Consider the following 25,990-nt stretch of genomic DNA (forward strand, 5'->3'; position numbering starts at 1 on the left):
GATGGTGGACTGCGCGCCTGTCGATCCGGACGCCATGGAAGCGCGCGGGCTGATCGCGGAACTCGATGCGGCGCTGGCGGCCATTTGCGGCGACAGCGGTGCACAGTCGTTCGACGCGAACGATGTGCGCGGGGCGCGTTCGGTGTTCCTGCTGGCGCGCGATGCTTCAGGCAATGCCCTCGGCTGTGGTGCGCTGCGGCCGATCGATGATGACGTGGCGGAAGTAAAGCGGATGTATGCGCGGCCCGGGAGCGGGGCGGGCGTGCGGCTGCTGGGCGAGCTGGAACGGCGGGCTCTAGGATTCGGCTACCGCGCGGTCTGGCTGGAGACGCGCAAGGTGAATGGCAGGGCAGTGGCGTTCTACGAACGGCACGGGTACCGGGTCATCCCGAACTACGGCAAGTATGTCGGGCGCGAGGATGCCGTCTGCCTCGGCAAGGTTTTGTAGGGTGGGTTCTCGAATCCACCTGTTCCACATTCGATCATCGAAACAGCGCCGCCGGCATGCGAACCGTGAACGGTGGGTTCGAGAACCCACCCTACACAGGCCGCCGGTTCATCACCCAAAAAACTGCGCCAGCTCCGGCACCCGCTTCACCAGGATCCCGACAAAATACAGCGCCAGGCAGCCCAGGCCGATGGTGTTCATGCGCCGGCGCGTCATGGCCGGTACGCCGGTGCGTTTGATGTGCAGCGCATCGTGCAGCAGCACCGCGGCATACACAGTCAGCGCCAGGCCGGTCAGGAACACGCCCAGGCCATCGCCGCGCACCCCGCTGACGAGGTCGAACACACCGATGAAGCCGAGCACCGCGGCCAGCACGAAATTGAAGCCTGCCGAAGGCCCGGCGGAGGGACGTTGTTGTTGCATGAGCATGAAGGAAGAAGTGAAATCCGGGCGATCATACCGCAAGCTGTCGCCCCATCGAAACAAGCGGCCCCGAAGCCGGCCCCGGCCCGCACCGCGACAGTGGAATTCTTATAGAATGTCGCCATCCAACCCATTTACCTACGAAGGCAGAATCACATGAGCGACGTACAAACCTGGATCAAAGACACCGTGACCAACACCCCGGTCGTGCTGTTCATGAAGGGCACCGCGCAGTTCCCGCAATGCGGCTTCTCGGGCCGCGCCATCCAGATCCTGAAAGCCTGCGGCGTCGATAACATCGCCACCGTCAACGTGCTGGAAGATCCGGAAGTGCGCCAGGGCATCAAGGACTACTCGAACTGGCCGACCATTCCGCAGCTGTACGTGAACGGCGAGTTCATCGGCGGCTCGGACATCATGAACGAGATGTTCGATTCGGGCGAACTGCAAGCGATGTTCAAGAAGTAATGAGTCAAATCCGGCCGCGTCGCATCATCGTCGCCATCACCGGCGCGACCGGCGCGGTCTACGGCGTGCGCCTGCTCGGGCGCCTCGGCGCCGTGCCCGGCGTCGAGACCCACCTGGTGATGTCCGACGCCGCCTCGCTCACCCTGCACCAGGAAGTCGGCCTGCAACGGCGCGACGTCGAATCCCTGGCCCATGTCGTGCACAAGAACCGCGAGATCGGCGCAACGATCGCCAGCGGTTCGTTCCAGACCGACGGCATGGTGATTGCTCCCTGTTCGATGAAGACGCTGGCGGCCGTGGCCCATGGCCTGGCGGACAACCTGGTCGCGCGCGCGGCCGACGTGGTCCTGAAGGAACGCCGGCGCCTGATCCTGATGGTGCGCGAAACGCCGCTGAACCTGGCGCACCTGCGCAATATGACGGCCGTGACCGAAATGGGCGGCATCGTGTTTCCGCCGCTGCCCAGCTTTTACCACCGGCCGGCGAGCATCGAAGAGATGGTCGACCACACCCTGGACCGGGTGCTGGACTTGCTGGGCATCGAGAACCCGCAGGCTGCACGCTGGCCCGGCATGCGCGGGGCCGATGGCGCTGCGCAGGCCGGATAAGCCTGGTATAAGAGGCAGCGCCTAGCGCTTGCTGCCGTAGCCGCTGTCACCGGCCTTTTTCAACTCCCTGGCTTCCTCCAGCATCCGGCGCTGGGCGATGCGCTTGCGCATCACCTCGGCGTGGCGGGCCGCGCTCATCGGCGGCGCCGTCATCAGTTCCTTCAGCTGGGCAGTGTTCACATAATTGCTTTTCATGGGCAGGCACGATCCTCGGCTGTGACGAGTTCGATTATGCGCCAGCGGAAGCGGTTTGTACTGCCCGATTCGGAAGAAAATTTGTAAGCGGGAAACCTAATGCAGGGAAGGACTAGGCTTACTTGGCCATGGGCTGGTGGTTGACTCGGACCAGCATACGAATGAATTCGCGCGCCAGCTGGCGATGGTGTTCGTCGAGGCGCTGCAGGTCGGCGATCAGTTTCACGTCGGCCGATTCGAAGCGCGCGGCGGCGCCGGTGTCGGTGGGTTCGCCAGGGCTTTCCGGACCGCCGAAACGCAGCCAGTCGGCGGGCACGCCGAGCCATTGCGCGATCATGCGCAGCTTTTCTTGCGTGGGGATTGCTTCGCCTACCAGCCACTTGCGGGCGGCGTGGACGGTGATGGGTCGCCCCTCGAAGCGAATGTTAAATTCACGGGCCAGTCGAGTCGGGCTGTCTGGTGAGTAGTGGGCGTTCTTCAGCGCCTGTTGGAGACGCTCGCTAAAGCTCTCCCGTTCATTCGTGGAATTCATGATGGCACTATTTCATGCTGGACCATAAATGTCAGTCTCTTGTCCTTACAGACCAGTTGTGACAGTTTACAGACAGATAAGTAACAAAGATGTGAGAATTGGGGACAGCGACTTTGTGACATCATGCCACAAAATTTCCGGCCAGAATCTACATATTCACCGTGAATAACATTGGTGCAAATGTTTTGTCGCGTGAATGCCACGCACGTCTAGTCAATTGACGCTCTTCAAGCCGGGCGGGCTGGGAAGCCCGCGAAGAATCCGGCTCAGTCCGCTCAGATCAGTCGAAAACGAATGATGCCGTCGGCGCCAGTTACACGCTCCAACATACCATTATTCCAAAGTTTGTGCAGGTGCGCGAGTGCTTCGCCGAGTGCAAAGCTGAGCTGGTGGGCATCGAGCTGGCGCCGGAACATGATCGGCACGATATCCACGGCGCTACGGGGCGTCTTGCAGGCTTCCAGCACCTCGTCCAGGCGCTCCACATGGTGCTGGCGCAATTGCGCAATGCGCGTGTGCAAACCGCGGAAAGGCTTGCCGTGCGACGGCAGCACCAGCACGTCGTCGGGCAGGCCGGCGAACTTGTCGAGCGAGTCCAGGTATTGCTGCAGCGGGTTGCCTTCCGGCTCGATGGCGAACACCGACACGTTCGTCGAAATACGCGGCAACACCATGTCGCCCGAGACCAGCACATTCAGCGCTTCCGAATACAGGGAGGCATGTTCCGGCGAGTGGCCGAAGCCGATGATCACGCGCCATGCCGTATTGCCAATTGTGAACTTTTGGCCATCCTGCAGGCGCGTGTAGGCTTCGGGTACGCTCGGCACCAGCGAAGGATAGTAATTGCGGCGGCTGCGCATCTGTTCCAGCATGGCCTGGTCGGCCAGCCCATGGCGCTCGAAGTGGGGAATCGCCGACGGGCCGTCGACGCCCGGCAGGGCCGCCGACATCATGCGCGCAAAGCCGTATTCGCCGGCGGTCAGCCAGAACGGCGCCTTGAAGCGCTCGCACAGCCAGCCCGACAGGCCGACGTGGTCCGGGTGGCAGTGGGTGGCGATCACGCGCACGACCGGTTGATTCTCCAGCGGCCCGGCCAGCACCTGTTCCCAGGCGGCGCGGGTGGCGTCGGTGGCCACGCCGCAATCGATCACGCTCCAGCCCTTGCGGCCTTCGCGCTCGTCCCGCAGCACCCACAGGTTGATGTGGTCGAGGGCAAAAGGCAGCGGCATGCGCAGCCAGCCGATGCCGGGCGCCACCTCGCGCACCGCGCCCAGGGCGGGCAGTTCGTCGGCAAAGGGATAGGTGAGCTGGGCTTCGAGCGGATTCATGTTCAGCAATCTTTCATATTCTATGCAAGGCGGGCGCGCTACAATGGGTGACGTTAACGTAAACGGCAACCCGGATACCGATTCTAGCCGTTTCCTCCAGCTCTTACCTGTACCTGCTTTGTTCATGGCCACCACCTATACCATCGCCGAACTGGCGCGCGAATTCGACATCACCGCGCGCGCCATCCGTTTCTACGAAGACCAGGGCTTGCTCAGCCCGAAACGCGAAGGCGTGGGCGGACGCAACCGCGTGTACAGCGCACGCGAACGCACGCGCCTGAAACTGACCCTGCGCGGCAAGCGCCTGGGCCTGACACTGTCGGAGATCAAGAGCATCGTCGACATGTACGAGTCGCCGAAAGACACGGTGGCACAGATCAACCGCTTCCTCGGCGTGCTGGCGCACCAGCGCGAGACGCTGGAACAGCAGCGTGCGGATATCGAGATGGCGCTCGAGGAGATTTCCGCCCACGAGGAGGAATGCCGGCGCTTGCTGGGCGAGGAAGACTCGCTTGATGCGGCCCCAAAAGAGCTGCACGGCGCCAGCAGCGCCGCCTGAATCACCGCGCCGGATGACGGCGCAAGGCGTCTGCTACTTGACGTTTACGTTAACGTCACACGCGAGTATGATGCCGGAAGCTTACTCACACCCCCCGCTCACCGAGAGGACGACATGCTGCATCTTCCAGGCTTGACCTTTGACCATGGCGAAGACATCGCCGCGCTGCGCGAAGCAGTCCAACAATTTGCGGCCAGCGAAATCGCGCCGCGCGCGGCCGAGATCGACCGCACCGACCAGTTCCCGATGGACCTGTGGAAGAAGATGGGCGAACTCGGGCTGCTGGGCATTACCGTGAGCGAGGAATACGGCGGCGCCAACATGGGCTACCTGGCCCACATCGTGGCGATGGAAGAAATCTCGCGCGCCTCGGCCTCGGTCGGCCTGTCCTACGGCGCCCACTCGAACCTGTGCGTCAACCAGATCAAGCGCAACGGCACCGAAGAGCAAAAACAGAAATACCTGCCGAAGCTGATCTCTGGCGAGCATGTGGGGGCGCTGGCGATGTCCGAGCCGAACGCCGGTTCCGACGTGGTGAGCATGAAGCTGCGCGCCGACCTGAAGGGCGACCGCTACGTCCTGAACGGCACCAAGATGTGGATCACCAACGGCCCCGACGCCGACACCCTGGTGGTCTACGCGAAGACCGACATCGAGGCCGGCCCGCGCGGCATGACCGCCTTCCTGATCGAGAAGGGCTTCAAGGGCTTCTCGATCGCGCAAAAGCTCGACAAGCTGGGCATGCGCGGCTCGCACACGGGCGAACTGGTGTTCGAGGACTGCGAAGTGCCGGTCGAAAACGTGCTGGGCGGCGTGGGCAAGGGCGTCAACGTGCTGATGTCGGGCCTGGACTTCGAGCGCACCGTGCTGTCGGGCGGTCCGCTGGGCATCATGTCGGCCTGCATGGACGTGGTCGTGCCGTATATCCACGAGCGCAAGCAGTTCGGCCAGGCCATCGGCGAGTTCCAGCTCATGCAGGGCAAGATCGCCGACATGTATTCGACCATGATGGCATGCCGCGCCTATGTGTATGCGGTGGGCCAGGCCTGCGACCGCGCCGAGAACCCGGCTGCCGTGCGCGCCCTGCGCAAGGACGCCGCCGGCGCCATCTTGTACAGCGCCGAAAAGGCGACCTGGATGGCGGGCGAAGCGATCCAGACCCTGGGCGGCAACGGTTATATCAACGAGTATCCGGTCGGTCGTCTCTGGCGCGATGCGAAGCTCTACGAAATCGGCGCTGGTACCAGCGAGATCCGCCGCATGCTGATTGGGCGTGAATTGTTTGGCGAGACGGCGTAATTTGCCAGGTTGACTGCGATATCGCCGCGGAGCATGAAAGTCCGCGGCGATGAACGTACGGTGGGCACCCCGTGCCCACGCGGAACGTCGCATCATGTTGGCCTTGTTTGAACTGTGTGGCATGCATTTGGATACCGTGTGCCAAGGCAAGCCCCAACATCCAAACGGAGCCAACACAGCATCGCTTTCCGCGTGGGCACGGGGTGCCCACCGTACGGTTGAGGCTATCGGCTTTTTTCGGCGCCAACACTCCCACGCTGCAACGCACTACAATTACCGCTCAACCGACCCACGCGCGAATCGAACGATGACCCAGGTGACGTTCCCCAGATTGCTGTCTTCCCAGATCGCATTCGACATCGCGCGCGCCATCGTCGACGGCTTCGACAAGCATTACCGCCTGTTCCGCGCCGCCAGCCAGCAGGCGCGCCGGCTGTTCGAACAGGCCGACTGGGGCGCCGCCCAACAGGCCGCGCGCGAGCGCATCGATTTCTACGACCGCCGTGTTCAGGAAGCCGTGCAGGCGCTCGAGCAACGCTACGCGCCCGGCGACTTGACCGACAGCGTCTGGCGCGAGGTCAAGCTGCACTATATCGGCCTGCTCGCCGAACACAAGCAGCCGGAACTGGCCGAAACCTTCTTCAACTCGGTCAGCTGCCAGATCCTGCACCGCCGCTATTACCACAATGATTACATCTTCGTGCGGCCGGTGGTCTCGACCGAGTACATCGAGACCGAAGAACTGCTGCCGACCTACCGCGTCTACTACCCGGCGGCGGACGGCCTGCGCTTCGCCCTGAAGCGCATCGTCGGCAACTTCCAGTTCGCGCGCCCCTTTGCCGCGCTCGACCGCGACACCGGCCTGGTGGAAGCGCGCATGGTGCGAGACTTCGGCCTCGACCAGGCCGAACCGAACCTGCAGTTCCACGTGCTCTCCAGCGCGTTCTTCCGCAACAAGGGCGCCTACCTCGTCGGCCGCGCCATCAACGGTGCGCGCGAGTACCCCTTCGTGATCCCGATCCTGCACGACCAGCGCGGCGCACTGGTGCTCGACACGGTCATCACCGACCCGGACCACATCGCTTTATTGTTCTCCTTTACACGCGCCTACTTCCAGGTCGACATGGAAGTGCCCTCGGCCACCGTGCAATTCCTGCGCAGCCTGCTGCCGCGCAAACCGCGCAGCGAGATCTACACCGTCCTGGGCCTGCAAAAACAGGGCAAGACCCTGTTCTACCGGGATTACCTGCAACACCTGAAGCACAGCTCGGACCGGTTCCGCATCGCTCCCGGCATCCGCGGCCTGGTGATGCTGGTGTTCGAGCTGCCGTCCTTCCCCTACGTGTTCAAGGTGATCAAGGACTGGTATCCGCCGCCGAAGGAAACCACGCGCGCCCAGGTAAAGGAAAAATACCTGCTGGTGAAGCACCACGACCGCGTCGGGCGCATGGCCGACACGCTGGAATATTCGGATGTCGCTTTCCCATTGCACCGCTTCGGCGAGGAGCTGCTGGCCGAGCTGCAGCGCCATTGCCCTTCGCTGGTCGAGATCGAAGGCGAGCGCATCATCGTCAAGCACCTTTACATCGAGCGGCGCATGGTGCCGCTGAATATCTACCTGACCGATGCGCAAGCGGCAGGCGACGACAGCCGGCTCGCACACGGCGTCGTCGAATACGGGAATGCCATCCGCGACCTGGTTGCGGCGAACATCTTTCCTGGCGATATGCTGTATAAAAACTTCGGCGTCACGCGCCAGAATCGCGTCGTGTTCTACGATTACGACGAAATCGAGTACCTCACCGATTGCCAGTTCCGCGACATCCCGCAGGCCCGCAACGAAGAAGACGAGCTGTCGGCCGAGCCCTGGTACCCGATCGGAAAACACGACGTCTTTCCCGAACAATTCAGCCGTTTCCTGCTTGGAAACGCGAAGATCCGCCACCATTTCATGCAGTATCACGCGGACCTCCTGACGCGCGCCTGGTGGCAGGCGCACAAGGACCGCATCCTCGAAAGCGAACTGGAAGACGTCTTCCCTTATCCGCAGCACATCCGCTTCCACCAGACCACCCCACCGGCGCAGCAGTCATTGCACCCAGCGCCATCTCTTTGGAGACCTTACAAAATGAATGATCCAGTCGTTATCGTTGGCGCCGCCCGTACCCCGATGGGTGGCTTCCAGGGCGATTTTTCCTCGAAGTCGGCGAGCGACCTCGGCGCGGTGGCGATCAAGGCGGCAGTCGAGCGCGCCGGCGTCGCGCCGGACGTCGTCGAGCACGTCTATTTCGGTAACTGCCTGATGGCGGGCCAGGGCCAGGCGCCTGCACGCCAGGCGCTGATCAAGGCCGGCCTGCCGCTGTCGACCGGCGCCGTCACCCTGTCGAAAATGTGCGGCTCGGCCATGCAGGCCGCCATCTTCGCCCACGACCAGCTGGTGGCCGGCAGCGCCGACATCGTGGTGGCCGGCGGCATGGAATCGATGACCAACGCGCCTTATCTGATTCCGAAGGCGCGCGGCGGCTACCGCATCGGCCACGCGCCGATGTTCGACCATATGATGCTCGACGGCCTGGAAGACGCCTACTCGCGCAACGAAAAGACCGGCGAAGGCCGCTCGATGGGCACCTTTGCCGAAGAATGCGTGGCGACTTACCAGTTCACCCGCGAAGACCAGGACAACTTCGCCATCGAATCCGTGAAGCGCGCGCAGGCCGCCAACAACGATGGCTCGTTTGCCTGGGAAATCGCGCCGGTCACGCTGGCCACCCGCACCGGCGAACTGGTCGTGGAAAAGGACGAAGGCCCGCTGAAGGCGAAGATCGACAAGATCCCGTCGCTCAAGCCTGCGTTCAAAAAAGAGGGCACCGTCACCGCCGCCTCGTCCTCGTCGATCAACGACGGCGCCGCGGCGCTGGTGATGATGCGCGAATCGAAGGCCAAGGAACTCGGCCTGAGCCCGATCGCGCGCGTGATCGGCCACGCCACCCACGCCCAGGAACCGAACCTGTTCACCACCGCCCCGATCGGCGCGATGCACAAGCTGTTCAAGAAGACCGGCTGGATGCCGGGCGACGTCGACCTGTTCGAAATCAACGAAGCCTTTGCCGCCGTGCCGATGGCCGCCATGCGCGACCTCGACATCCCGCACGAGAAGGTCAACATCCACGGCGGCGCCTGCGCCCTGGGCCACCCGATCGGCGCCTCGGGCGCACGCATCGTCGTCACCCTGCTGGGCGCGCTGAAGAAAACCGGCGGCAAGCGCGGCGTGGCGTCGCTGTGCATTGGTGGTGGTGAAGCCACGGCGATGGCGATCGAGATGGTGTGATGTCGGTGACCGATGACCCGGGTCGGTGACGATTCGGGTCTTCGGTTACGATGGTTGTTTGGATACGTCGTACCGGTGGGGTGGAAAACCCANTGATGTCGGTGACCGATGACCCGGGTCGGTGACGATTCGGGTCTTCGGTTACGATGGTTGTTTGGATACGTCGTACCGGTGGGTTCAAGAACCCACCCTACCAATCTGCGTAGGGTGGGTTCTTGAACCCACCGGCGTACCCCTCAACACCGCAACACAACACGAAGGAACACCACCATGCCAACCGCTCTGATCCTCGGCGCCTCGCGCGGCATCGGCCACGAACTCGCTCGCCAATACCGCGCTGACGGTTGGCGCGTCATCGCCACCGCCCGCAAGCAGGCAGACCTCGACGACCTGGCCAGCCTCGGCGCCGAGCCGCACCTGCTCGACGTCACCGATCCCGACGCCATCGCCGGCCTGGGCTGGAAGCTCGACGACGAAAAGATCGACACCGCCTGGCTGGTCGCCGGCCTGTACGGCCCGCGCCACGACGGCTTCCCGACCCAGCAGGACTTCGACGCCGTGATGCACACCAACGTGCTGGCCGCGATGCGCCTGCTGCCGATTATCGCCCCACTGGTGGCCAACACGCGCGGCAAGCTCGGCGTGCTGTCCTCGCGCATGGGCTCGATCGGCTCGAGGACAAACGCCGGCGGCTCGCTCTACCGCGCCAGCAAGGCCGCACTCAATTCCGTCCTGACCGACACCGCACTGACCTACGGCCCGCAAGGCGCCACCTGCATCGCCTTCCACCCCGGCTGGGTCCAGACCGACATGGGCGGCGAAGGCGCGGCCATCACGGTCGAGCACAGCGTGCGCGACCTGCGCGCCACCCTGGCCAAGGCCACGAACGCCGACAACGGCAGCTTCCTGAACCACGACGGCGACCCCATCCCCTGGTAAGCCGCCACGATAAAAACACACACGAGACACCATGATCCTGACCGAAGAACACCAGATGATCCGCGATGCCCTGCGCAGCTATGCGCAGGAGCGCCTGGCCCCGCAGGCCGCCCGCTGGGACAAGGAACACTATTTCCCGAAAGCCGAACTGAAGGAACTGGCGCAACTGGGCGCCTTTGGCGTGGCCGTGCCCGAACAGTACGGCGGCGCGGGCCTCGACTACGTGTCGCTGGCGCTGGTGCTGGAAGAGATCGCGGCCGGCGACGGCGGCACCTCGACCATCATCTCGGTCAACAACTGCCCGGTGTGCTCGATCGCCATGATGTACGCCAGCGAGGAACAGAAGCAGCAGTGGCTGGTGCCGCTGGCCCAGGGCGAGATGCTGGGCGCCTTCGCCCTGACCGAACCGCACACCGGCAGCGACGCCGCTGCCCTGCGCACCACGGCCACGCGCGACGGCGATGAATACGTCATCAACGGCACCAAGCAGTTCATCACCAGCGGCAAGCACGGCGACGTGGCGATCGTCATGGCGGTCACCGACAAAGCCGCCGGCAAGAAGGGCATCAGCGCCTTCTGGGTACCGACGAATACCCCCGGCTACATCGTCGCCGGCCTCGAACACAAGATGGGCCAGCACTCGTCGGACACGGCGCAGATCGTGTTCGAGAACTGCCGCATCCCGGCCGCGAACCTGATCGGCGAAGAAGGCATGGGCTACAAGATCGCGCTGTCGGGCCTGGAGGGCGGGCGCATCGGCATCGCCTCGCAATCGGTGGGCATGGCCCGCGCCGCCTTCGAAGCGGCGCTGGCATATGCCAAGGAGCGCACCAGCTTCGGCAAGGCCATCTTCGAGCACCAGTCGGTGCAATTCAAGCTGTCGGAAATGGCGATGAAGATCGAGGCGGCGCGCCAGCTGATCCTGCACGCGGCCTCGATGAAGGATGCCGGCTTGCCCTGCCTGAAGGAAGCGGCGATGGCCAAGCTGTTCGCCTCCGAGATGGCGGAACGCGTGGTATCGGATGCGATGCAGGTTTTCGGCGGCTACGGCTACGTGGCCGACTTCCCGATCGAACGCATCTACCGCGACGTGCGCGTCTGCCAGATCTACGAAGGCACGAGCGACATCCAGAAAATCCTGATCGCGCGCGCGCTGTGATGGCGGCGCCGGCGATCATCCCGCTCACGCAGCAGGACTTGCCGGCGCTGTTCGTCTATCTCGACGACCACCTCGGCGACAACGGCCGCAACGGCACGCCGCTGTTTCAGCCGATGCCGCGCGCCGAATCCTGCTTCCCGCTCGACAAGCGCGCCGGCTTCGTCATTGGCCTGGGGAATGCGCTGGACGCGCCCGGCTGGCGGCGCGGCTGGATCGCGGTCGACGACAGCGGCATCATCTGCGGCCACATCGACCTGCGCGCCCGGCCCGAGCGCACGGCGGCGCACCGCTGCCTGCTCGGCATGGGCGTGCACCGCGACCACCGCGGGCAAGGGCTGGGCGCGCGCCTGCTCGATACCGCGTTGTCCTGGGCCGGCGCGCAAGGCCTGGCCTGGGTCGATCTCGAAGTCCTGTCGAACAACCTGCCGGCGCGCCGCCTGTACGAGCGCAGCGGCTTCGTGCAGACGGGCGAGATTCCCGACCTGTTCCGCATCGATGGCGAAGGGCACGGCTATGTGTTCATGACACGCGCCTGCTGAGGGACTGCCGGCTACAGCGAAAAAAATCGTTTCTATTGCCATAAAAGCATGATAAATTATTGACGATTAGAAACTATTTACCGCCAGCGCTGCGGTCCTGAATGAAACGACATTTCCTTCCTCTGCTGATCGCCGTGGTGAGCGTCTCGCACGCCACTGCGGCGCCTGTCAATCCTCCCGTCCGTGCCGACCTGCCCGGCTACACCGGCTTCGACGACTGCCGCATCGCCCCGCTCGAGCCGGCGCCACGCAACGAGGTCGTCGAGTGGAACGGCGCCTGCGAAGGCGGCTTTGCCGTCGGCAAGGGCGAACTCGACTGGAAAGACGAGAAGAAGAACCGCTACCGCCTGAAAGCCAAGCTGGTGCGCGGCGAAGTGCAGGGCGAAGGAGAATTGAAGACGGCCGACTACACCTATATCGGCACCTTCCTGCGCGGCATGCCGCACGGCACCGGTTTCTTTACCTACAAGAGCGGAAACATGTACGAAGGCGGTGTTGCCCATGGCGAGCAGGACGGCAAGGGAATCTTCGTCTGGATGAGCCGCAGCGAATACGTCGGCGAGTGGAAGGACGGCAAGCGCCAGGGCTGGGGAGAGATGAAATATGCCGAAGGCGGCAGCTATTCCGGTCAATGGCACCTGAACAAATGGCATGGCAAAGGCGAACTCGTCCATGCGGGCAGCGGCCGCAAGTTCGAGGGCCGGTTTGAGGACGGCCGTATTGCCGGAAGCGCCCAGCCAGCGATCGACGATGAAAAGTATGCCTTGCTCCACAAGGACAGGACGCCCTCGCTCACAAGCAGTGTACCGCTCGACGCGTCTTGGGAACAATTGACGGAAACCCAGAAGAATGGCGTGCGCGAGACGTATGCGGCGTTAGAGCAGGGAGATGATCCGCCTTACCCGGTCAAGGGGCGCCGCCAGGTCTTCGAGGCGGTTGTCAAACTCAACCGTATGGCTGGTGCGGCAGAAGGCAATCTGACCATTTACGTCCTGGTTGGCGCCGACGGCAAGGCAAAGCACGCGACGATCTTCGAAAAGCCGGTACTCAGGGATGCGGAAGACGTGGAAAAGCTGGTCAAGAATGTCGCCGGCGTGATGATGCTCGACACCTACAAGCCTGCCATGTGCCAGGGGAAGCCATGCGAAATGGTCTATCCCATCAACTATGTGTTCGACATTGCGGGCGGTCCGGGTGTCCCCCCCCATGTTCCGCTGAAGTACCGCGGACCCACAGCAACCACCGCTTCCATCCCACGACCATGTTCAGCTACCCATGACCAGATTACTTTGTGTTGCCGCCCTTGTCTTGTCCAGCCAGGCCGCGCTTGCAGCCGACGCTGTCTACCTTGGCAGACCCAATTGCCGCATCGCGGTCTTTGCCCCGGTCCCCGACAGCTCGGTCGTCAGCTGGGACGGCGCCTGCGTCGACGGCTACGCCCAGGGCAAGGGCATGCTCAGGTGGATGGGCGAAAAATGGAAGCAGATGAACCTATCAGTCACCCTGATGCGCGGCGAGATCGAAGGCGATGCTGAACTGAAGACAGGCGAATATACCTATATCGGTACCCTGCGCCAGGGCATACCCCATGGGAAAGGCTATTTCACGTACAAGAATGGCGTGCAGTACGAAGGCGACGTGGTCGACGGCATCCGCGAAGGAAAGGGTATCGCCGTCGAGACCGACCGTTCGGAATACGCGGGCGAATGGAAAGACGGCAAGCCGCATGGCTGGGGCGAAGTGAAATACGCGGAAGGCGGCAGCTATACCGGCCAGTGGCAAATGGGCAAGCGCCATGGCCGGGGAAAACTCGTTTACGCGGGCAGCGGCCGCAGTTTCGAGGGCGAGTTCGCCAACAACCTGATCGTCGGGCCGGAGGCACAGGAGATCGACTTCTTGCGCTATGCCTTCCTACGCGAAGACAGGACGGGAGGTCCGGCCAGGGCCAGCATCCCGCTGGACCAGCCCTGGGAAGCCTTGACCGAGGACCAGAAGGCCACTGTGCGCAGCCGCTTTCCGGCGCTGGAACGGGGCGACGAACCGCCCTATCCGAGCGCGGGTCCGCTCGATGTGTTGCGGGCGATCGGGCAGCTCAATCAAAAGGCAGGCGCCGCCGAAGGCACCTTGCGCATGGCCGTGCTGGTCGGCGCCGATGGCAAGGCCAAGCGCGCGGATGTGTTCGAGAAACCATCCCTGGACACCCCGGAAGCCGAGCAACAGCTGGTCAGGAATATCGCTAGCGTACTGATGCTGACGCCTTACAAGCCTGCCATGTGCCAGGGCAAGCCATGCGAGATGGTGTATCCGGTGCTAAACGAATTTATTGCCGAGGTTGTTCATTATCCCAAGATGACCCGGTGACCGCTCTCATACGGGCACCACGTGGAATGGCGATTCCCGGCGTTAATCATTTGCACTCATCAGTGCCGTACCAGAAGATTTATTCGTCCAACTCCCCGCAAATGTGCCTCATCTAACGAACATCGCACATCAACTCTGCGAAGGTAGCTGAAGATGCACAGCCTGCCGACACGGCGGCTGCATTGCAAGTCCAGGCGGCGCCGGCATCCCGGCGCCATCCAGCACTTTTACCGATGGAGAAATGTATGACGACGACGGCAAACGAACACCTGAACGACTGGCTGCGCGACGCCCACGCGATGGAGCAACAAGCGGACAAGATGCTGAACGCGCAAGCGGAACGCCTGGAACACTATCCGGAACTGCGTGCACGCATCGTCCAGCACATCGAGGAAACCCGCTGGCAGCAGCAACAGCTCGACGCCATCCTGGCCCGCCGCGGCATCAGCAACTCGGTGCTGAAAGACCTGGGCGGCAAGCTGGCCGCCTTTGGCCAGGCCGTGGGCGGCATGACCACCAGCGACGAAGTAGTGAAGGGCGCGATGGCCGGCTACGTCTTCGAGAACCTGGAAATCGCCAGCTATACCTCGCTGATCGGCGCCGCCAAGGCGGTCGGCGATACCGCCACCGCCGCGGCCTGCGAGCAGATCCTGGCCCAGGAAAAGGCCATGGCCGCCTGGCTGCTGGAACACCTGCCGCAAGTCACGCAAGCCTTCCTGGTGCGCTCGGAAACGCCGGGCGCCGAAGCCAAGGTCTGATGATGCCGGCGAGGCGGCTCAGCTGACCGCCGCCTCCAGCAAGGTCACCGTCTGCCGCTCGGCATCGAGGGTGGCCTTGACGCCCATCGGAATCGTAAACTGGTTGCGGATGTGGCCGATCGAATAGCCGGTCACGGCCGGCACCGCGAGTGGCTGCAAGTGGATGTCGAAGGTCTGGTCCAGCGTCAGCGACAAGTCCTCGTGCTCGGGCCCGCAATCGTCGCAGATGCCGATCATCACGCCCGCCGCCTTGTCGAAACCGGTTGAAAGGTCGAGCTGGGTCATCCAGCGGTCGATCCGATAGGGCGCTTCGTTCACTTCTTCCAGGAACAAAATGCCGTTGCGGAAGTCGGCCGCGTAGGGCGTGCCGGCCAGTGCCGCCACCAGGCTCAGGTTGCCGCCGATCAGAGGTCCGGTCGCGCTGCCGCCATGCACGGTGCGCATGCCGAAGTGCGGCTGCAACACGGCGCGGCGGCTGTTTTCCAGCGCCATCGGAATCGTGTAGGACGGCTGCGGGTCGGTCAGCACGGCCAGCATGTGTTCGCGCGCATAGTCCGACAGCGTCGACGAGGCCACCGGGCCGTGGAAGGTCACCAGCCCCGTTTTCTTCAGGATCGCCAGGTGCAGGGCAGTGATGTCGGAATAGCCGAGCAGGATCTTCGGGTGCCTGCGGATCAGGCCGTAGTCGAGCCCCTGCAGCAGCGAGATGCACCCCGAGCCGCCGCGGATCGGCCACAGCATCGTCACGTCCGGGTCGGCGAACATGGCGTGCAGGTCCGACAGGCGCTGCGCCACCGTGCCGGCATAGTTGCCGCTCACTTCGCGCAGGTAGCGTCCCTCGCGCACTTTCAGGCCCAGGCTCTCGATGTTGGCGCGCGCCTTGGCGATCGATTTTTCGCTCGTGTAGCCGCCCGGCGCGATCAGGCCGACGGTGTCGCCACGGCGCAGGCGCGGCGGTTTGATCAGGGGTGTCATGGAGCGTCCGGAAGAGGATGTGCGCGCGCGCGGGCGGGCCGCCGCGTCGCTGTGGAGAGAGGTCATTGCAGCGGCGGCGAGCCAGGCCATGAAGGCGCGCCGCTCGATCTTCAGGCTGGACATGCGTTCGGCTTCATCCATGAAAAACGGCCCGCGCCGTGGAAGCGCGGGCTTCCTCCGGCTGCGGGCCGTGGGCTGTTGCGACGATCAGAAGAACTTGTAGTTTGCCGTCAGCGTGAACGAACGGCCGCGTGGATCGGCTACACGCGGTTCCCAGCTGCTACCGGCGCCGGAGTTGCTGTCATAAGTGATCGCAAACGGTGGGTCCTTGTCGAAGAGGTTCTTAATTCCTCCAGTCAGCGTCAAGCCCTTGATACCGGTATAGCTCACGCTTGCGTGGAAGATCGAATAGGCATCCACTTTCGGATCATAGTTTGACGGTAGGATACGGCCACTCGCCACGCCAGGCAGCACCTGGTCATCGTAGCCGGAGCGATACACGTTCTGCAACAGGCCGCTCCAGTTTCCCCGTTTGGCGCTAATGTAGGCAATATGTTTCCATTTCAGGCCGAGGTCCCCTGTAAAGATAAAGCGCCCTACTTCGCTTTCGCTGAACTCGGCGTTACGCGTGGCACGCGACTTTTTCTTCAGCAAACGCGAACCATCGATACCGACGCTCCATACCGTGCCTTCCCACACTCCTCCGGTACGCGCACCCAGTTCCAATCCCCGGGTAATGCGTTCACCAGCATTCATCCAGCGCTGATCGACCGCAACCACTTCGCCGGCAGCGTTACGAAGAAACGCGCCTTCGAACAAATCGTAGTTATCGACCATGGTCGCCAGGCTGAACGAATCGATCGTGTCTTCCTTGCGGATCTCCCACAAATCGGCGTTCAGCGAGGTACGGGCCACCGGTTCGAACACAATACCGATCGAAGCCTGTTTTGCGGTTTCGGGACCCAGGTCGCGTTTACCGCCAGTGAGCAAAACTGGCGTGATCAACTCGCAGCCCGGCTTCGTACTATCGAATTTTCCTGTCGGGCAGCGTGCCGGATCGACCAGTTCCTTACCGGTGTACTGGGTTTCCGTGATCCCGTTGAACAGTTGATTGAACGATGGGGCCCGGAAGCCGGTATTGTACGAACCGCGGACCAGCAGCGACGTGATTGGCTGATAGCGGAATGACACTTTCGGATTGAAGGTGCTGCCGAAGCCCGAGTAATGGTCCTGGCGGCCGGCAAAAGTCAGCTCAAGGTCCTTCATGACCGGTACCAATACCTCGGCGTAGATTGCCTTGATATCGCGATGGACGTTGTTCAAGGCATTCTGGTCGTCGAATGGGGCGTTCAGGATAGCTGGCCGCTCACTGGCTGCACGCGCATCGCCATTGAACTTGTACTCTTCGCGACGCAGGTCGGTTCCGATCGCCGCCATCACCGAACCAGCGGGAAGCTTGAACACTTCGCCCGACAACGCGGCATCGAACTGGGTCAGGATGGTTTTACCGCCGTACAGCACCACACCCTCGGCCGACGTCGACCGGATCAGATCAAGCGCCTCTTGAGACTGGGTTTCACCAGGCAGCAGGAACGGATTGATCTTGCCGCTACCCAGCGCATTTGCCAAAGCCACCGTGTAATTGAAACCAGTACCCAGCGTCGACTTGGATTCGCTGAAAGCGCGCGAAAGACCAACGCGGTAATCGAAGCTGCCCAGGCTACCCAGGTTCAGCGGCCCGTCAGCCCCAACCTGCAGGCGTCCGGCCTTGGTTTCGGTCTCGATCTCGCGGTTTCCGCACTCCATGCAGCGCCAGCGGTAAGCAATAGGCAAGCCGTAATTGGTCGAGATGGCCGGAAAAATCCCTACCAGGGCATCGTAGACACGATTGTAATATTGGCCGGTACTCGGATAGAACGAGGAAGCATTGAACGTTGTCCTACCTGGTGAAATTTGATTTGGCGAGAAACTCTTTTTGACTTCGACCTGCGAACCGACCAGTTCGGCGAACAACTGATGCGCGCCTACATTGAACGTGGCACGTGCCAGCGCATTCGAATTCTTGACCGGTTGCTGCAAGACAGCAGCACGGCCAGTATCCCAGGCGCAACCATAGGCTGCTCCGGCGCTGTCCCATAGCTTCTCGTCATACGGCCCCATACCATCGATGCTGGTGCAGCCGGCACCGCCTGGCAGATCCAGGAGGCTGATACCGTTGTAATTCACGCCGCCAAGCAAGGGGCCGGTATTCAACAGTTTATTGTTCGCGTCATACGTGGCCAGCAGCGTTGGCGCAATATCGGTACCGAAGACGTTCGCAGATGGCGTCCCGCGAGTATCCACCGAGACGCCACGGTCCGGTTGGAAGGTGTTCACAAAATCGCGCTGATTACCACGCAAGGCAGCGTTGCGGCTATGCGATGCCGCGATAAGGACATTGTAGCCATTCGCCTCCAGGTCGCCGAAACCGCCAGTTGCGGAGATGCGATGAATGTTACCGCCACCTGCTTCGGTGATGTCGGTAAAGGCCTGGGTCTCCAAGCCTTGGTAGTTCTTACGTAAAATAAAGTTAATGACGCCACCAATGGCATCGGTGCCATAGATCGCCGAAGCACCATCTTTCAGCACTTCGACACGTTCGACCGCAGCCATTGGAATCGAGTTCAGGTCAACTGCCGAGCCCTTCATCCCGTGGGTGGCGACGCGGCGGCCATTGAGCAGGACAAGCGTGGAGTCGGAGCCTTGGCCACGCAGATTTGCCGACGATGCGCCGTTATTACCGCGCTGTGCGCCGCTGGTCACGTCAGCATTCGAGGCCAGGTTGTCCGACCCATTGCCATTGATATTCAGTGTCGCAACCAACTGCTCAGCCGTGACAATTCCTTGTTCTTCCAGTTGCTTGCGTGAAATGATTTCGACCGGGAGCGCGCCTTCCTTGGCGATCCGTTTGATGCTACTGCCGGTGACCTCGACACGTGCCATCGGAGCCTGCTGCACTTCCTGTGCAAGGGCCGGGCTGACGACGCCGATCAAGGCAATCAGATGGGCTAGCTTCTTTAACTTCACGCGTCTCTCCTGGGGATATGGGCAATTCGGGCCGGGCGCAGAGCCGGCAGTTTTTCCGTCGTAATGTCTTGGCATTACGTTATGGTTTGATTCGAGGGTAAGCCTGATGATTTGGCAATAGCCAATGAAATAAGCGCCGGGAAGTATAACTTCCAGGAATGTTTATAGTTGGAAAATGACTACCTACTAGGGGCGTTGTCCTGAGGAGCGTGCTCTTTGCGCAACATCGACGTCCAGGTAACGCCAATTGGTGAATTCCACGGGGTGGCGCTTGTAGTTTTTTAGCCACGGCTGACGAATATCCGCCGACAGCACATGGGTCAGCGGCACCCAGGGGTTGTAGGCATGGATCAGCTGGTTCATCTCAAAATACAGCTTCTGGCGCGCCGGACCATCGCTCAGTTGGCGTGCCTGTTCATAGCGTTCGTTGTAGGCGGGCAGGTTGAAGCGCGCGTAGTTGGCGCGGCCGGCGTTCGGGCCGTAGAGCAGCTGGTAGAAATTGTCGCCGTCAGGGAAGTCGGCGATCCAGTTACTCTCGAACATGGTCACCTTGCCCAGGCGCGAGGCCTTGATGATCTCGGTTTTCTTGTCCGACTTGAACACCACGCGCAGGCCGATCGCGTTCAGGCATTTGCGCCACAACTCGTCGCGCAGGCGCCCGCCGACCGTTGCCTCGCTGTGCATGGTCAGTGTCAGCGGCTTGCCGCCGGGCGCCGTCCTGAATCCCTCGGCGTCGCGCTTGCCGTAGCCGTGGCGGTCGAGCAGGGCATTCGCCAGCGCCGGGTCGTAGGGCACTGGGCTGCGGTAATTGGGGTCGTAGCCGAGCACGTTCGGCGGCAGCGGCGACTCGGCCTTGATCGCGAAACCTTTTTTCAGGAGCGCGATGTCTTCGGCGTTGTTGTAGGCCAGCGAAATGGCGCGGCGCAGGGCGATGCGGTCCTTGCCGTAGCCGCCCAGCACCGGGTCGTTCATGTTCATCCACATGTAATAGGTCTGCAGCACCGGGAAGCGCGACAGCTGCATGCCGCGTTGTTGCAGCTCCGGTTTCAGCGCGCCGTCGCGGATCACCATGTCGGTCATCGATTCGGGCACCTGCTCGAGGTAATCGTATTCGCCGTTCAGGAAGCCGAGCATGCGGCCCTGGAATTCCTCGGCGATTTTTACTTCCACACGGTCGACGCGCGGCAGGCGCTGGCCTTCCAGGTTTTTCGCGATGGCCTGTGCTTCAAGGTCGGTGCCGGGAGTGGCGTGGAAGACGGCGGTCGAGTACGGGTTGGCTTGCAGGATGATGCGATCGCTGCGTTTCCATTCCTTGACCAGGAAGGGGCCGGTGCCGACCGGGTGGTTGCCGGCCTGGCCGGGATAGGCCTCGATCACTTCGCGCGCGACCACGCCGGAAGCTGGCGTGGCCATGTAGAAGAGGAAGTTGTTGTCGGGTGCCTTCAGGCGGATGCGCAGGGTGGTGCGGTCGAGGGCTTGCAGGCCGCTGACGGGGGTGTCGATGTTGAAGTTTTTCTTCAGCGCTTCATCGCCTTCGATCTTGCCGTCGAACATGTAGGACCACGGGGATTTCAGGGTCGGGTCGTACAGGCGCTTGATGCTGTAGATGTAGTCCTGCGCGGTCATTTCGCGCTGCTTGCCCTTGAAGGCGGGGTCGTCGGTGAAATGGATGCCGGGGCGGATGCGGAAGGTGTAGGTACGGCCGTCGGCGCTGATTTCCGGCATCTGCGTGGCGGTGTTGGGGCGCAGCTTGACCGGGCGCGCCAGGTAGTCGTAGCGCAGCAGGGGGTCGAAGATGTTTTCCAGCAGGGACAGCGTGGCGATGTCGGACGCGGCGGCGGGGTCGAGGCCGGTTTCGCTGGTGGACAGGAACATGTGCAGGACTTTTTCCGGGGCCGGGTTTGATGGCGCCGCTGGGGCCTGGGCCGCGGCGGGGAAAGCGAGGACGCCGGACGCGAACAGCAGCGCGGGCAGGGCGGAGCGTAGTTTCATTTGTGCATGTCCTGGTTGAGCGTTCGTATCATAGGCGCAGTGTTTGGTGGTGGCAAACGCGAGGCGATGGAGGATGAGCACCTGCATGGGTCATCAGGGCCGATGCGGTGACCGTACGGTGGGCACCCCGTGCCCACGCGGTTACGTGCGTCACCTTGCACCTGCGCCGGTGACGATTCGCTCCGCGGCTCAACCATGGATAAAGAGGTAGCGGGACGCTTTTGGACACGCCGCCGAGATGCGCGATGTTCGATAAAACGAGCACCAACCATGATCATCGTTCCGCGTGGGCACGGGGTGCCCACCGTACGGGAGACCGCCCGACCTAATGGAACCTACCGGCCAATCGGCTTTCCACCATAACTTTTGTGCATGGCGCCGCTGCATTCTTTCATCTTTGCAGCTTGCTGTGCGCCTATACTCTCAGCTGCACAATCGTGCGCAGGAATGCCGTGATTCCACATCCGCGGCTGGTGAACGCGTGGCGGCGCCGTATCGACATCCGCCCTTTCGGACTGAACATGGCATTAAATTACATCTGGACCGGTTTCTTCCTCGTTGGTTTTGTCGCAGCACTGGCACAGTGGCTGTTTCTTGGCGATACCGAAATCTTCAAGCGCATCATCGACGGCACCTTCTCATCGGCCAAGATGGCCGTGATGGACATTGCCCTGCCGCTGGCCGGCGTCATGACCCTGTGGCTGGGCATCATGAACGTGGGCGAAAAGGCCGGCGCCATCAACCTGTTTGCACGCATCATCGCCCCCTTCTTCTCGCGCATCTTCCCCGAAGTGCCGCGCGACCACCCGGCCAACGGCCACATGGTGATGAATTTCTCCGCCAACATCCTCGGCCTGGACAACGCCGCCACGCCCTTCGGCCTGAAGGCGATGGAAAGCCTGCAGACGCTGAATCCGCGCAAGGATGAAGCCAGCAACGCCCAGATCATGTTCCTGGTCATCCAGACCTCGGGGCTGACCGTGATTCCGCTGGCCATCATGGCCCAGCGCGCCATTCTCGGCGCCGCCAATCCGGCCGACATCTTCATCCCGACCCTGATCGCGACCTTCTGCTCGACCCTGACCGGCATCGTGGCCGTCAGCCTGCGCCAAGGCATCAACTTGCTGCATCCGGTGGTGTTCGGCTGGATCGGCGGCCTGACGGCGGTGGTGGCCGGCATCGTGTTCTATCTGACGAACTTCCTGGCCAAATCCGAGATCGAGCTGGTCTCGGTGGTGGCGGCCAACCTGATCCTGTTCTCGATCATCGCCGCTTTCATGGTGGCGGCCCTGCTGCAGCGGGTGAATGTGTTCGAGGCATTTATCGAAGGCGCCAAGGGTGGCATCGAAACTTCGCTGAAGATCATTCCCTATCTCGTCGGCATGCTGGTGGCGATCAGCGTGGTGCGCAACTCCGGCATCCTGGGCATGATCGTGAACGCCTTTGCCTGGGTCTTTACAGGGCTCGGGCTGCCTACCGATTTCGTCGGCGCGCTGCCGACCGCGCTGATGAAACCGCTGTCCGGCAGCGGCTCGCGCGCGATGATGATCGACGCCATGACCACCTACGGGGTCGACTCCTTTGTCGGCCGCCTGGCGTCGATCCTGCAGGGCGCGGCCGACACCACCTTCTATATCGTGGCCTTGTACTTCGGCTCGGTCGGCATCCGCAAGACCCGCTACGCGATCGGCTACGGCCTGATCGCCGACCTGGCCGGCGTGATCGCCGCCATCTTCGTCGCCTATCTCTTCTTCGGTTAAGGATGCCCATGTTGCGACGTCTCGCTGTCACCGCCGCCGTCATCGCCTGCCTGCCCGCCTGCGCACCGCTGCCGCCGGCGCCTGCAGCGCAGACGCCCGTACCACAGGCTTCCGCGCCGCAGGCTGCCGCATTGCCAGCTCCTGCATTGCGGTCGCCTGTGGCGCAGACACCGCCGGCCATGCCGCAGGCGCCTGTCAGTGCGGCGCAGCCGACGGGCAACCTGCCGCAGCCGGTGACGGCGCTGCTGGCGGCGAACCGCATTGCACCCGCTTCGCTCAGCGTGCTGGTGCTGCGCGGCAATCAGGTCGTGCTGGCGCACGGCGCCGAGCGCCCCATGCAGCCGGCCTCGACAATGAAACTGGTTACGACCCTGGTCAGCCTGGAACAGCTGGGTCCGGTGTTCCGTGGCCGCACCGAGTTGCTGAGCAATGGCGAGGTGAAGAATGGCGTGCTGAAGGGCGACCTGGTGCTGCGCGGCGGCGCCGATGCCGACCTCTCGGGCGAGGTGCTGGAAAACATGCTGCGGGCGCTGGAACTGTCCGGCATCAAGCGCATCGAGGGCAACCTGGTGCTCGACCGCAGCCTGTTCAATCCGGCGCGCCAGGACCTGGGCGTGCCGCCCTTCGACGAGTCGCCGGAAGCGTATTACAACGTGATTCCCGACGCGCTGCTGGCCAACAAGAACATGCTGCAGATCGACATGCGCTCTACAGGCAAGAGCATGCAGCTGGACATGCAGCCCGCGCTGGACGGCGTGCGCGTGGTGTCGGAGATGACCTTGATCGACGCCGACTGCGCGCGTTGGGAAGACGGCTGGAAATTGCCGGAAGCGGTGAAAGGCGCCGACGGCCGCATCCAGGTCGTGCTGCGTGGGACCTTCCCGAAGAACTGCGCCAGGACCAACAGCATCAACGTGGTCGACCGCGACGATTATCTCGACGGCTTGTTCCGCATGAAGTGGAAACAGCTCGGCGGCAAGCTCGATGGCAAGACGCAGGCGGGCATCGCTCCGCTCGATGCGCGCCTGCTGGCCCTGCACACGGCGCGCGCGCTGCCGGAAGTCGTGCGCGATACGAACAAACCTTCGGACAATGCGCTGGCGCGCACCCTGTTCCTGAGCCTGGGCGCGCTGGAAGCCGATCCGGTGCTGGGCAGCCGTCCGCTGCCGCTGGTGCCGGGCCAGAGCACCACTACCCGCGCCGACCAGGTGGTGCGCAACTGGATGCGCGCGCGCGGCATCGACGACAGCGGTTTCGTGATCGAGAACGGCTCCGGCCTGTCGCGCATCGAACGCATCAGCCCGCTGCAAATGGGCGGCTTGCTGCAGGCCGGGCTGCGCAGCAACTGGGCGCCGGAATTCCAGGCCAGCATGCCGATCGTCGCCGTCGACGGCACCATGCGGCGCCGCCTGCATGGCAGCCCGGCGGCAGGCCGTGCACGCCTGAAGACGGGCACGCTGCGCAATGTGGTGGCGGTGGCGGGCTATGTGCCGGATGCAAACGGCGTGCAGAACGTGGTGGTGGCGATGGTCAACGACGAGCGCGCGGGCGAAGGACGCGGGCGCGCCGTGGTCGATGCGCTGGTGGACTGGGTGGCGCGCTCGGGTGCACAGCCGGCGCCGGCCGCAGCGCCGGTATCGCACCAGGGTGTCTCTGACTGAACTTGCTGGAGCCGCAACACATTTGTTGTCATGACTCGTAGGGTGGACCGGGCCGCGAAAGGCACGTTTGCCGTCTACGCGGCGATCATGTGCAGCGAGATCATTCGGCACGACAGCGGAGCGGCTATCTATCGCCGCGTGGACGGCAAAGCCGTCCACCCTACTCAAAACGAAGGCGTGGATGCAGTCGGATGGACCCTGGCCGCACCCGGTATCGCCGAACGATACGTTTCCGCCAATAAAACAATACTCCGCAGGCCACGGTTGGCCTGCGCCCGCGATTTCGCGATGATGCCTGCACCTGATCAAAGGAGCATCTCATGAAACGCGTTGTGCTTACCTCCCTGCTCGCATCCCTCCTCAGCTTTTCCTGCGCCACGGCGTCGGCGACTGGCCAGTCCAACCCGTCGGAAGCCAGCGCCAACCTTTCCGGTGTGGTCGTGTTCGGTTCCGTGCTCAGCGTGGCCGCCGCCGGCAGCGTGGTCGTGGCCAGCGTCAAGACCGTGGGCGACGGACTGGAAATCGTGGTCGAAAGCCTGGCCGACGGCAGCCGCGCCACCTTGCGCCTGTCGGGTGCGGTAGCCGGCGGCCTGTCGGTTGCGGCCGGCACCGCGGTCGAAGTGGTGACGGCCTCGACCGGCCACGTGCTGGTCCTGTCGGGCAAGGCGATCGCCTTCATCCCGAATGAAGTGGGCAAGGCCCTGCTGCACCATGCGCGGGTGGGCTGAGATGCGCCGCCTGTTCCCCGCGGCCTCTGCCGCCTCATGCACCACCGCCGCTGCTACCGCTGCTACCGCAGCCGCTGCGTTGGCCGCTGCGCTGGCCTGTCCCCTGCCCGCCCATGCCGGCCAGGCCTGCGCCGACAAGCCCCTGACGCCGAACGAAGTCGTGATGTCGATGGACCTCGCCCAGCGCACCGTGCAGGCGCTCGACGCCAGCGGCGCCAAGGTGGCGCTGGTATCGCGCGCCGGCCAGGACCTGAGCCGCTACCGCCTGCGCTACTCGCACATGGGCGTGGCCGTGCGCGACCATCCGGCCGGCCGCTGGACCGTCGTGCACGAGCTGAACGAGTGCGGCACGGCGGCTTCCCAACTCTACAACGAGGGCATGGGCAATTTCTTCCTTACCGATCTGTACCGGCATGAAGCGCAAGTCGTGATTCCGGGCCCGGCCGCGCAGGAACGCATCGCCCAACTGTTTGCCACGCGCACGCCGCAGCGCATGCACGAGGGGCACTACAACATGCTGTCCTACGTGTACTCGACCAAGTACCAGAACTCGAACCAGTGGGTACTCGAATCCCTGGCCGCCGCCATGGCGCCGCCGGGGCAGGTCGAGACCCGTGGCGAAGCCCAGGCCTGGATGCGCTCGCTCCGCTTCCAGCCGCTGACGGTGGAAGTGCCGGCGGCCACCCGCCTGGGCGGACGCATGTTCCACGCCAACGTCGCCTTCGACGATCATCCTTTCGACCGCCGCATGGCCGGCCAGATCGATACCGTGACCACCGATTCGGTCGTACGTTTCGTGCGCATGACCGATCCGGATGCGAAGACGATGGTGGTGGATTAACCCAAAACGGGGTGAAATATTAT

General features: G+C 63.1%; 24 protein-coding genes and 1 pseudogene. 18 read left to right on the top strand and 7 right to left on the bottom strand.

From position 1 onward, the window contains the following. The first annotated feature begins 1 nt into the window (after position 1). Positions 2–448, top strand: coding sequence for a GNAT family N-acetyltransferase (locus QPK31_RS00800; protein ID WP_290421041.1), 447 nt, complete (start codon positions 2–4; stop codon positions 446–448). 111 nt (positions 449–559) lie between these two features. Here QPK31_RS00800 and QPK31_RS00805 read toward each other — a convergent pair whose 3' ends face one another. Further along, complete coding sequence (locus QPK31_RS00805) at positions 560–871, bottom strand: hypothetical protein (protein WP_290421042.1); 312 nt, start codon at positions 869–871, stop codon at positions 560–562. Positions 872–1,027: 156 nt separating this feature from the next. Here QPK31_RS00805 and grxD point away from each other — a divergent pair, with 156 nt between their 5' ends. Together grxD and QPK31_RS00815 are read left to right on the top strand one after the other, a co-directional pair. After that, positions 1,028–1,339 carry a Grx4 family monothiol glutaredoxin gene (grxD, locus tag QPK31_RS00810; protein ID WP_229436404.1) on the top strand — a complete coding sequence of 104 codons (312 nt, stop codon included), beginning with the start codon at positions 1,028–1,030 and terminating at the stop codon, positions 1,337–1,339. Beyond that, positions 1,339–1,947, top strand: coding sequence for a UbiX family flavin prenyltransferase (locus QPK31_RS00815; protein ID WP_290421043.1), 609 nt, complete (start codon positions 1,339–1,341; stop codon positions 1,945–1,947). The genes grxD and QPK31_RS00815 overlap by 1 nt, the downstream gene beginning before the upstream one ends. A 21-nt stretch (positions 1,948–1,968) precedes the next feature. On the opposite strand, the gene QPK31_RS00820 is transcribed toward QPK31_RS00815, so the two are convergent. From QPK31_RS00820 to QPK31_RS00830, 3 genes are all read right to left on the bottom strand, one after another. Then, entirely contained in the window at positions 1,969–2,142 is a 174-nt protein-coding gene (locus QPK31_RS00820) for a hypothetical protein (RefSeq protein ID WP_229436401.1), read from the bottom strand. A 118-nt stretch (positions 2,143–2,260) separates the two neighbouring features. After that, positions 2,261–2,674 carry a hypothetical protein gene (locus tag QPK31_RS00825; protein WP_290421044.1) on the bottom strand — a complete coding sequence of 138 codons (414 nt, stop codon included), beginning with the start codon at positions 2,672–2,674 and terminating at the stop codon, positions 2,261–2,263. A gap of 275 nt (positions 2,675–2,949) precedes the next feature. Further along, on the bottom strand, positions 2,950–4,002 hold the full coding sequence (locus tag QPK31_RS00830; protein ID WP_290421045.1) for an MBL fold metallo-hydrolase: 1,053 nt from the start codon (positions 4,000–4,002) through the stop codon (positions 2,950–2,952). A gap of 124 nt (positions 4,003–4,126) precedes the next feature. On the opposite strand from QPK31_RS00830, the gene QPK31_RS00835 reads away from it, so the two are divergent. From QPK31_RS00835 to QPK31_RS00875, 10 genes and pseudogenes are all read left to right on the top strand, one after another. Beyond that, positions 4,127–4,561, top strand: a complete 435-nt coding sequence (locus tag QPK31_RS00835; RefSeq protein ID WP_290421046.1) for a MerR family DNA-binding transcriptional regulator — start codon at positions 4,127–4,129, stop codon at positions 4,559–4,561. Positions 4,562–4,675: 114 nt separating this feature from the next. Continuing rightward, complete coding sequence (locus QPK31_RS00840) at positions 4,676–5,860, top strand: isovaleryl-CoA dehydrogenase (protein WP_290421047.1); 1,185 nt, start codon at positions 4,676–4,678, stop codon at positions 5,858–5,860. Positions 5,861–6,167: 307 nt separating this feature from the next. Further along, positions 6,168–7,940 (top strand): annotated as a pseudogene (aceK, locus tag QPK31_RS26200) (bifunctional isocitrate dehydrogenase kinase/phosphatase); the annotation flags it as partial. Between the two features lie 48 nt (positions 7,941–7,988). Beyond that, positions 7,989–9,188 (top strand): acetyl-CoA C-acyltransferase, encoded by a 1,200-nt coding sequence (locus tag QPK31_RS26205; protein ID WP_374045776.1) that lies wholly within the window; start codon positions 7,989–7,991, stop codon positions 9,186–9,188. 270 nt (positions 9,189–9,458) lie between these two features. Continuing rightward, a complete protein-coding gene (locus QPK31_RS00850) occupies positions 9,459–10,127 on the top strand; it encodes an SDR family oxidoreductase (protein WP_290421049.1) in 669 nt (222 codons plus the stop codon). Positions 10,128–10,158: 31 nt separating this feature from the next. Further along, the gene (locus QPK31_RS00855; RefSeq protein WP_290421050.1) at positions 10,159–11,286 is read left to right on the top strand and encodes an acyl-CoA dehydrogenase family protein; all 1,128 of its coding nucleotides are present in this window, start codon (positions 10,159–10,161) and stop codon (positions 11,284–11,286) included. After that, positions 11,286–11,825, top strand: a complete 540-nt coding sequence (locus tag QPK31_RS00860) for a GNAT family N-acetyltransferase (RefSeq protein WP_290421051.1) — start codon at positions 11,286–11,288, stop codon at positions 11,823–11,825. The genes QPK31_RS00855 and QPK31_RS00860 overlap by 1 nt, the downstream gene beginning before the upstream one ends. Positions 11,826–11,926: 101 nt before the next feature. Next, a complete protein-coding gene (locus QPK31_RS00865) occupies positions 11,927–13,360 on the top strand; it encodes an MORN repeat-containing protein (protein WP_290421052.1) in 1,434 nt (477 codons plus the stop codon). Further along, positions 13,332–14,186, top strand: coding sequence for an MORN repeat-containing protein (locus QPK31_RS00870; protein WP_290421053.1), 855 nt, complete (start codon positions 13,332–13,334; stop codon positions 14,184–14,186). Before QPK31_RS00865 ends, QPK31_RS00870 begins: the two co-directional genes overlap by 29 nt. 245 nt (positions 14,187–14,431) lie before the next feature. Next, a complete protein-coding gene (locus QPK31_RS00875) occupies positions 14,432–14,944 on the top strand; it encodes a ferritin-like domain-containing protein (protein ID WP_290421054.1) in 513 nt (170 codons plus the stop codon). Positions 14,945–14,962: 18 nt separating this feature from the next. Here the strand turns inward: QPK31_RS00875 and QPK31_RS00880 are convergent, their stop codons facing one another. Continuing rightward, positions 14,963–15,919 carry an LD-carboxypeptidase gene (locus QPK31_RS00880; RefSeq protein WP_290421055.1) on the bottom strand — a complete coding sequence of 319 codons (957 nt, stop codon included), beginning with the start codon at positions 15,917–15,919 and terminating at the stop codon, positions 14,963–14,965. Between QPK31_RS00880 and QPK31_RS00885 the strand changes: the two genes are divergently transcribed. After that, positions 15,918–16,142, top strand: a complete 225-nt coding sequence (locus QPK31_RS00885) for a hypothetical protein (protein WP_290421056.1) — start codon at positions 15,918–15,920, stop codon at positions 16,140–16,142. The genes QPK31_RS00880 and QPK31_RS00885 overlap by 2 nt on opposite strands. Here QPK31_RS00885 and QPK31_RS00890 read toward each other — a convergent pair. Both QPK31_RS00890 and QPK31_RS00895 read right to left on the bottom strand, forming a co-directional pair. Further along, on the bottom strand, positions 16,127–18,985 hold the full coding sequence (locus QPK31_RS00890; RefSeq protein ID WP_290421057.1) for a TonB-dependent receptor domain-containing protein: 2,859 nt from the start codon (positions 18,983–18,985) through the stop codon (positions 16,127–16,129). The two genes, QPK31_RS00885 and QPK31_RS00890, sit on opposite strands and share 16 nt — an antisense overlap. A 186-nt stretch (positions 18,986–19,171) precedes the next feature. Further along, positions 19,172–20,977 carry an ABC transporter substrate-binding protein gene (locus QPK31_RS00895; protein WP_290421058.1) on the bottom strand — a complete coding sequence of 602 codons (1,806 nt, stop codon included), beginning with the start codon at positions 20,975–20,977 and terminating at the stop codon, positions 19,172–19,174. Between the two features lie 521 nt (positions 20,978–21,498). Here QPK31_RS00895 and QPK31_RS00900 point away from each other — a divergent pair. From QPK31_RS00900 to QPK31_RS00915, 4 genes are all read left to right on the top strand, one after another. After that, positions 21,499–22,737 carry a nucleoside recognition domain-containing protein gene (locus tag QPK31_RS00900; RefSeq protein WP_290421059.1) on the top strand — a complete coding sequence of 413 codons (1,239 nt, stop codon included), beginning with the start codon at positions 21,499–21,501 and terminating at the stop codon, positions 22,735–22,737. Between the two features lie 8 nt (positions 22,738–22,745). Beyond that, complete coding sequence (gene dacB / locus QPK31_RS00905) at positions 22,746–24,398, top strand: D-alanyl-D-alanine carboxypeptidase/D-alanyl-D-alanine-endopeptidase (protein ID WP_290421060.1); 1,653 nt, start codon at positions 22,746–22,748, stop codon at positions 24,396–24,398. Positions 24,399–24,718: 320 nt separating this feature from the next. After that, positions 24,719–25,126: a hypothetical protein gene (locus QPK31_RS00910; protein ID WP_290421061.1), complete on the top strand. Its 408-nt coding sequence runs from the start codon at positions 24,719–24,721 to the stop codon at positions 25,124–25,126. Then, the gene (locus QPK31_RS00915; RefSeq protein ID WP_290421062.1) at positions 25,110–25,967 is read left to right on the top strand and encodes a DUF2145 domain-containing protein; all 858 of its coding nucleotides are present in this window, start codon (positions 25,110–25,112) and stop codon (positions 25,965–25,967) included. The genes QPK31_RS00910 and QPK31_RS00915 overlap by 17 nt, the downstream gene beginning before the upstream one ends. Positions 25,968–25,990: the final 23 nt, after the last annotated feature.

Source organism: Massilia sp. YIM B02769 (genome assembly GCF_030411995.1).
In the GTDB taxonomy this organism is placed as follows: domain Bacteria; phylum Pseudomonadota; class Gammaproteobacteria; order Burkholderiales; family Burkholderiaceae_D; genus Telluria.

Coding starts and splice junctions, on each gene's coding strand:
- QPK31_RS00800 (WP_290421041.1), top strand. CDS start 2: ATGGTGGACTGCGCGCCTGTCGATCCGGACGCCATGGAAGCGCGCGGG.
- QPK31_RS00805 (WP_290421042.1), bottom strand. CDS start 871: ATGCAACAACAACGTCCCTCCGCCGGGCCTTCGGCAGGCTTCAATTTC.
- grxD (WP_229436404.1), top strand. CDS start 1,028: ATGAGCGACGTACAAACCTGGATCAAAGACACCGTGACCAACACCCCG.
- QPK31_RS00815 (WP_290421043.1), top strand. CDS start 1,339: ATGAGTCAAATCCGGCCGCGTCGCATCATCGTCGCCATCACCGGCGCG.
- QPK31_RS00820 (WP_229436401.1), bottom strand. CDS start 2,142: ATGAAAAGCAATTATGTGAACACTGCCCAGCTGAAGGAACTGATGACG.
- QPK31_RS00825 (WP_290421044.1), bottom strand. CDS start 2,674: ATGAATTCCACGAATGAACGGGAGAGCTTTAGCGAGCGTCTCCAACAG.
- QPK31_RS00830 (WP_290421045.1), bottom strand. CDS start 4,002: ATGAATCCGCTCGAAGCCCAGCTCACCTATCCCTTTGCCGACGAACTG.
- QPK31_RS00835 (WP_290421046.1), top strand. CDS start 4,127: ATGGCCACCACCTATACCATCGCCGAACTGGCGCGCGAATTCGACATC.
- QPK31_RS00840 (WP_290421047.1), top strand. CDS start 4,676: ATGCTGCATCTTCCAGGCTTGACCTTTGACCATGGCGAAGACATCGCC.
- QPK31_RS26205 (WP_374045776.1), top strand. CDS start 7,989: ATGAATGATCCAGTCGTTATCGTTGGCGCCGCCCGTACCCCGATGGGT.
- QPK31_RS00850 (WP_290421049.1), top strand. CDS start 9,459: ATGCCAACCGCTCTGATCCTCGGCGCCTCGCGCGGCATCGGCCACGAA.
- QPK31_RS00855 (WP_290421050.1), top strand. CDS start 10,159: ATGATCCTGACCGAAGAACACCAGATGATCCGCGATGCCCTGCGCAGC.
- QPK31_RS00860 (WP_290421051.1), top strand. CDS start 11,286: ATGGCGGCGCCGGCGATCATCCCGCTCACGCAGCAGGACTTGCCGGCG.
- QPK31_RS00865 (WP_290421052.1), top strand. CDS start 11,927: ATGAAACGACATTTCCTTCCTCTGCTGATCGCCGTGGTGAGCGTCTCG.
- QPK31_RS00870 (WP_290421053.1), top strand. CDS start 13,332: ATGCGCGGCGAGATCGAAGGCGATGCTGAACTGAAGACAGGCGAATAT.
- QPK31_RS00875 (WP_290421054.1), top strand. CDS start 14,432: ATGACGACGACGGCAAACGAACACCTGAACGACTGGCTGCGCGACGCC.
- QPK31_RS00885 (WP_290421056.1), top strand. CDS start 15,918: ATGGAGCGTCCGGAAGAGGATGTGCGCGCGCGCGGGCGGGCCGCCGCG.
- QPK31_RS00880 (WP_290421055.1), bottom strand. CDS start 15,919: ATGACACCCCTGATCAAACCGCCGCGCCTGCGCCGTGGCGACACCGTC.
- QPK31_RS00895 (WP_290421058.1), bottom strand. CDS start 20,977: ATGAAACTACGCTCCGCCCTGCCCGCGCTGCTGTTCGCGTCCGGCGTC.
- QPK31_RS00900 (WP_290421059.1), top strand. CDS start 21,499: ATGGCATTAAATTACATCTGGACCGGTTTCTTCCTCGTTGGTTTTGTC.
- dacB (WP_290421060.1), top strand. CDS start 22,746: ATGTTGCGACGTCTCGCTGTCACCGCCGCCGTCATCGCCTGCCTGCCC.
- QPK31_RS00910 (WP_290421061.1), top strand. CDS start 24,719: ATGAAACGCGTTGTGCTTACCTCCCTGCTCGCATCCCTCCTCAGCTTT.
- QPK31_RS00915 (WP_290421062.1), top strand. CDS start 25,110: ATGCGCGGGTGGGCTGAGATGCGCCGCCTGTTCCCCGCGGCCTCTGCC.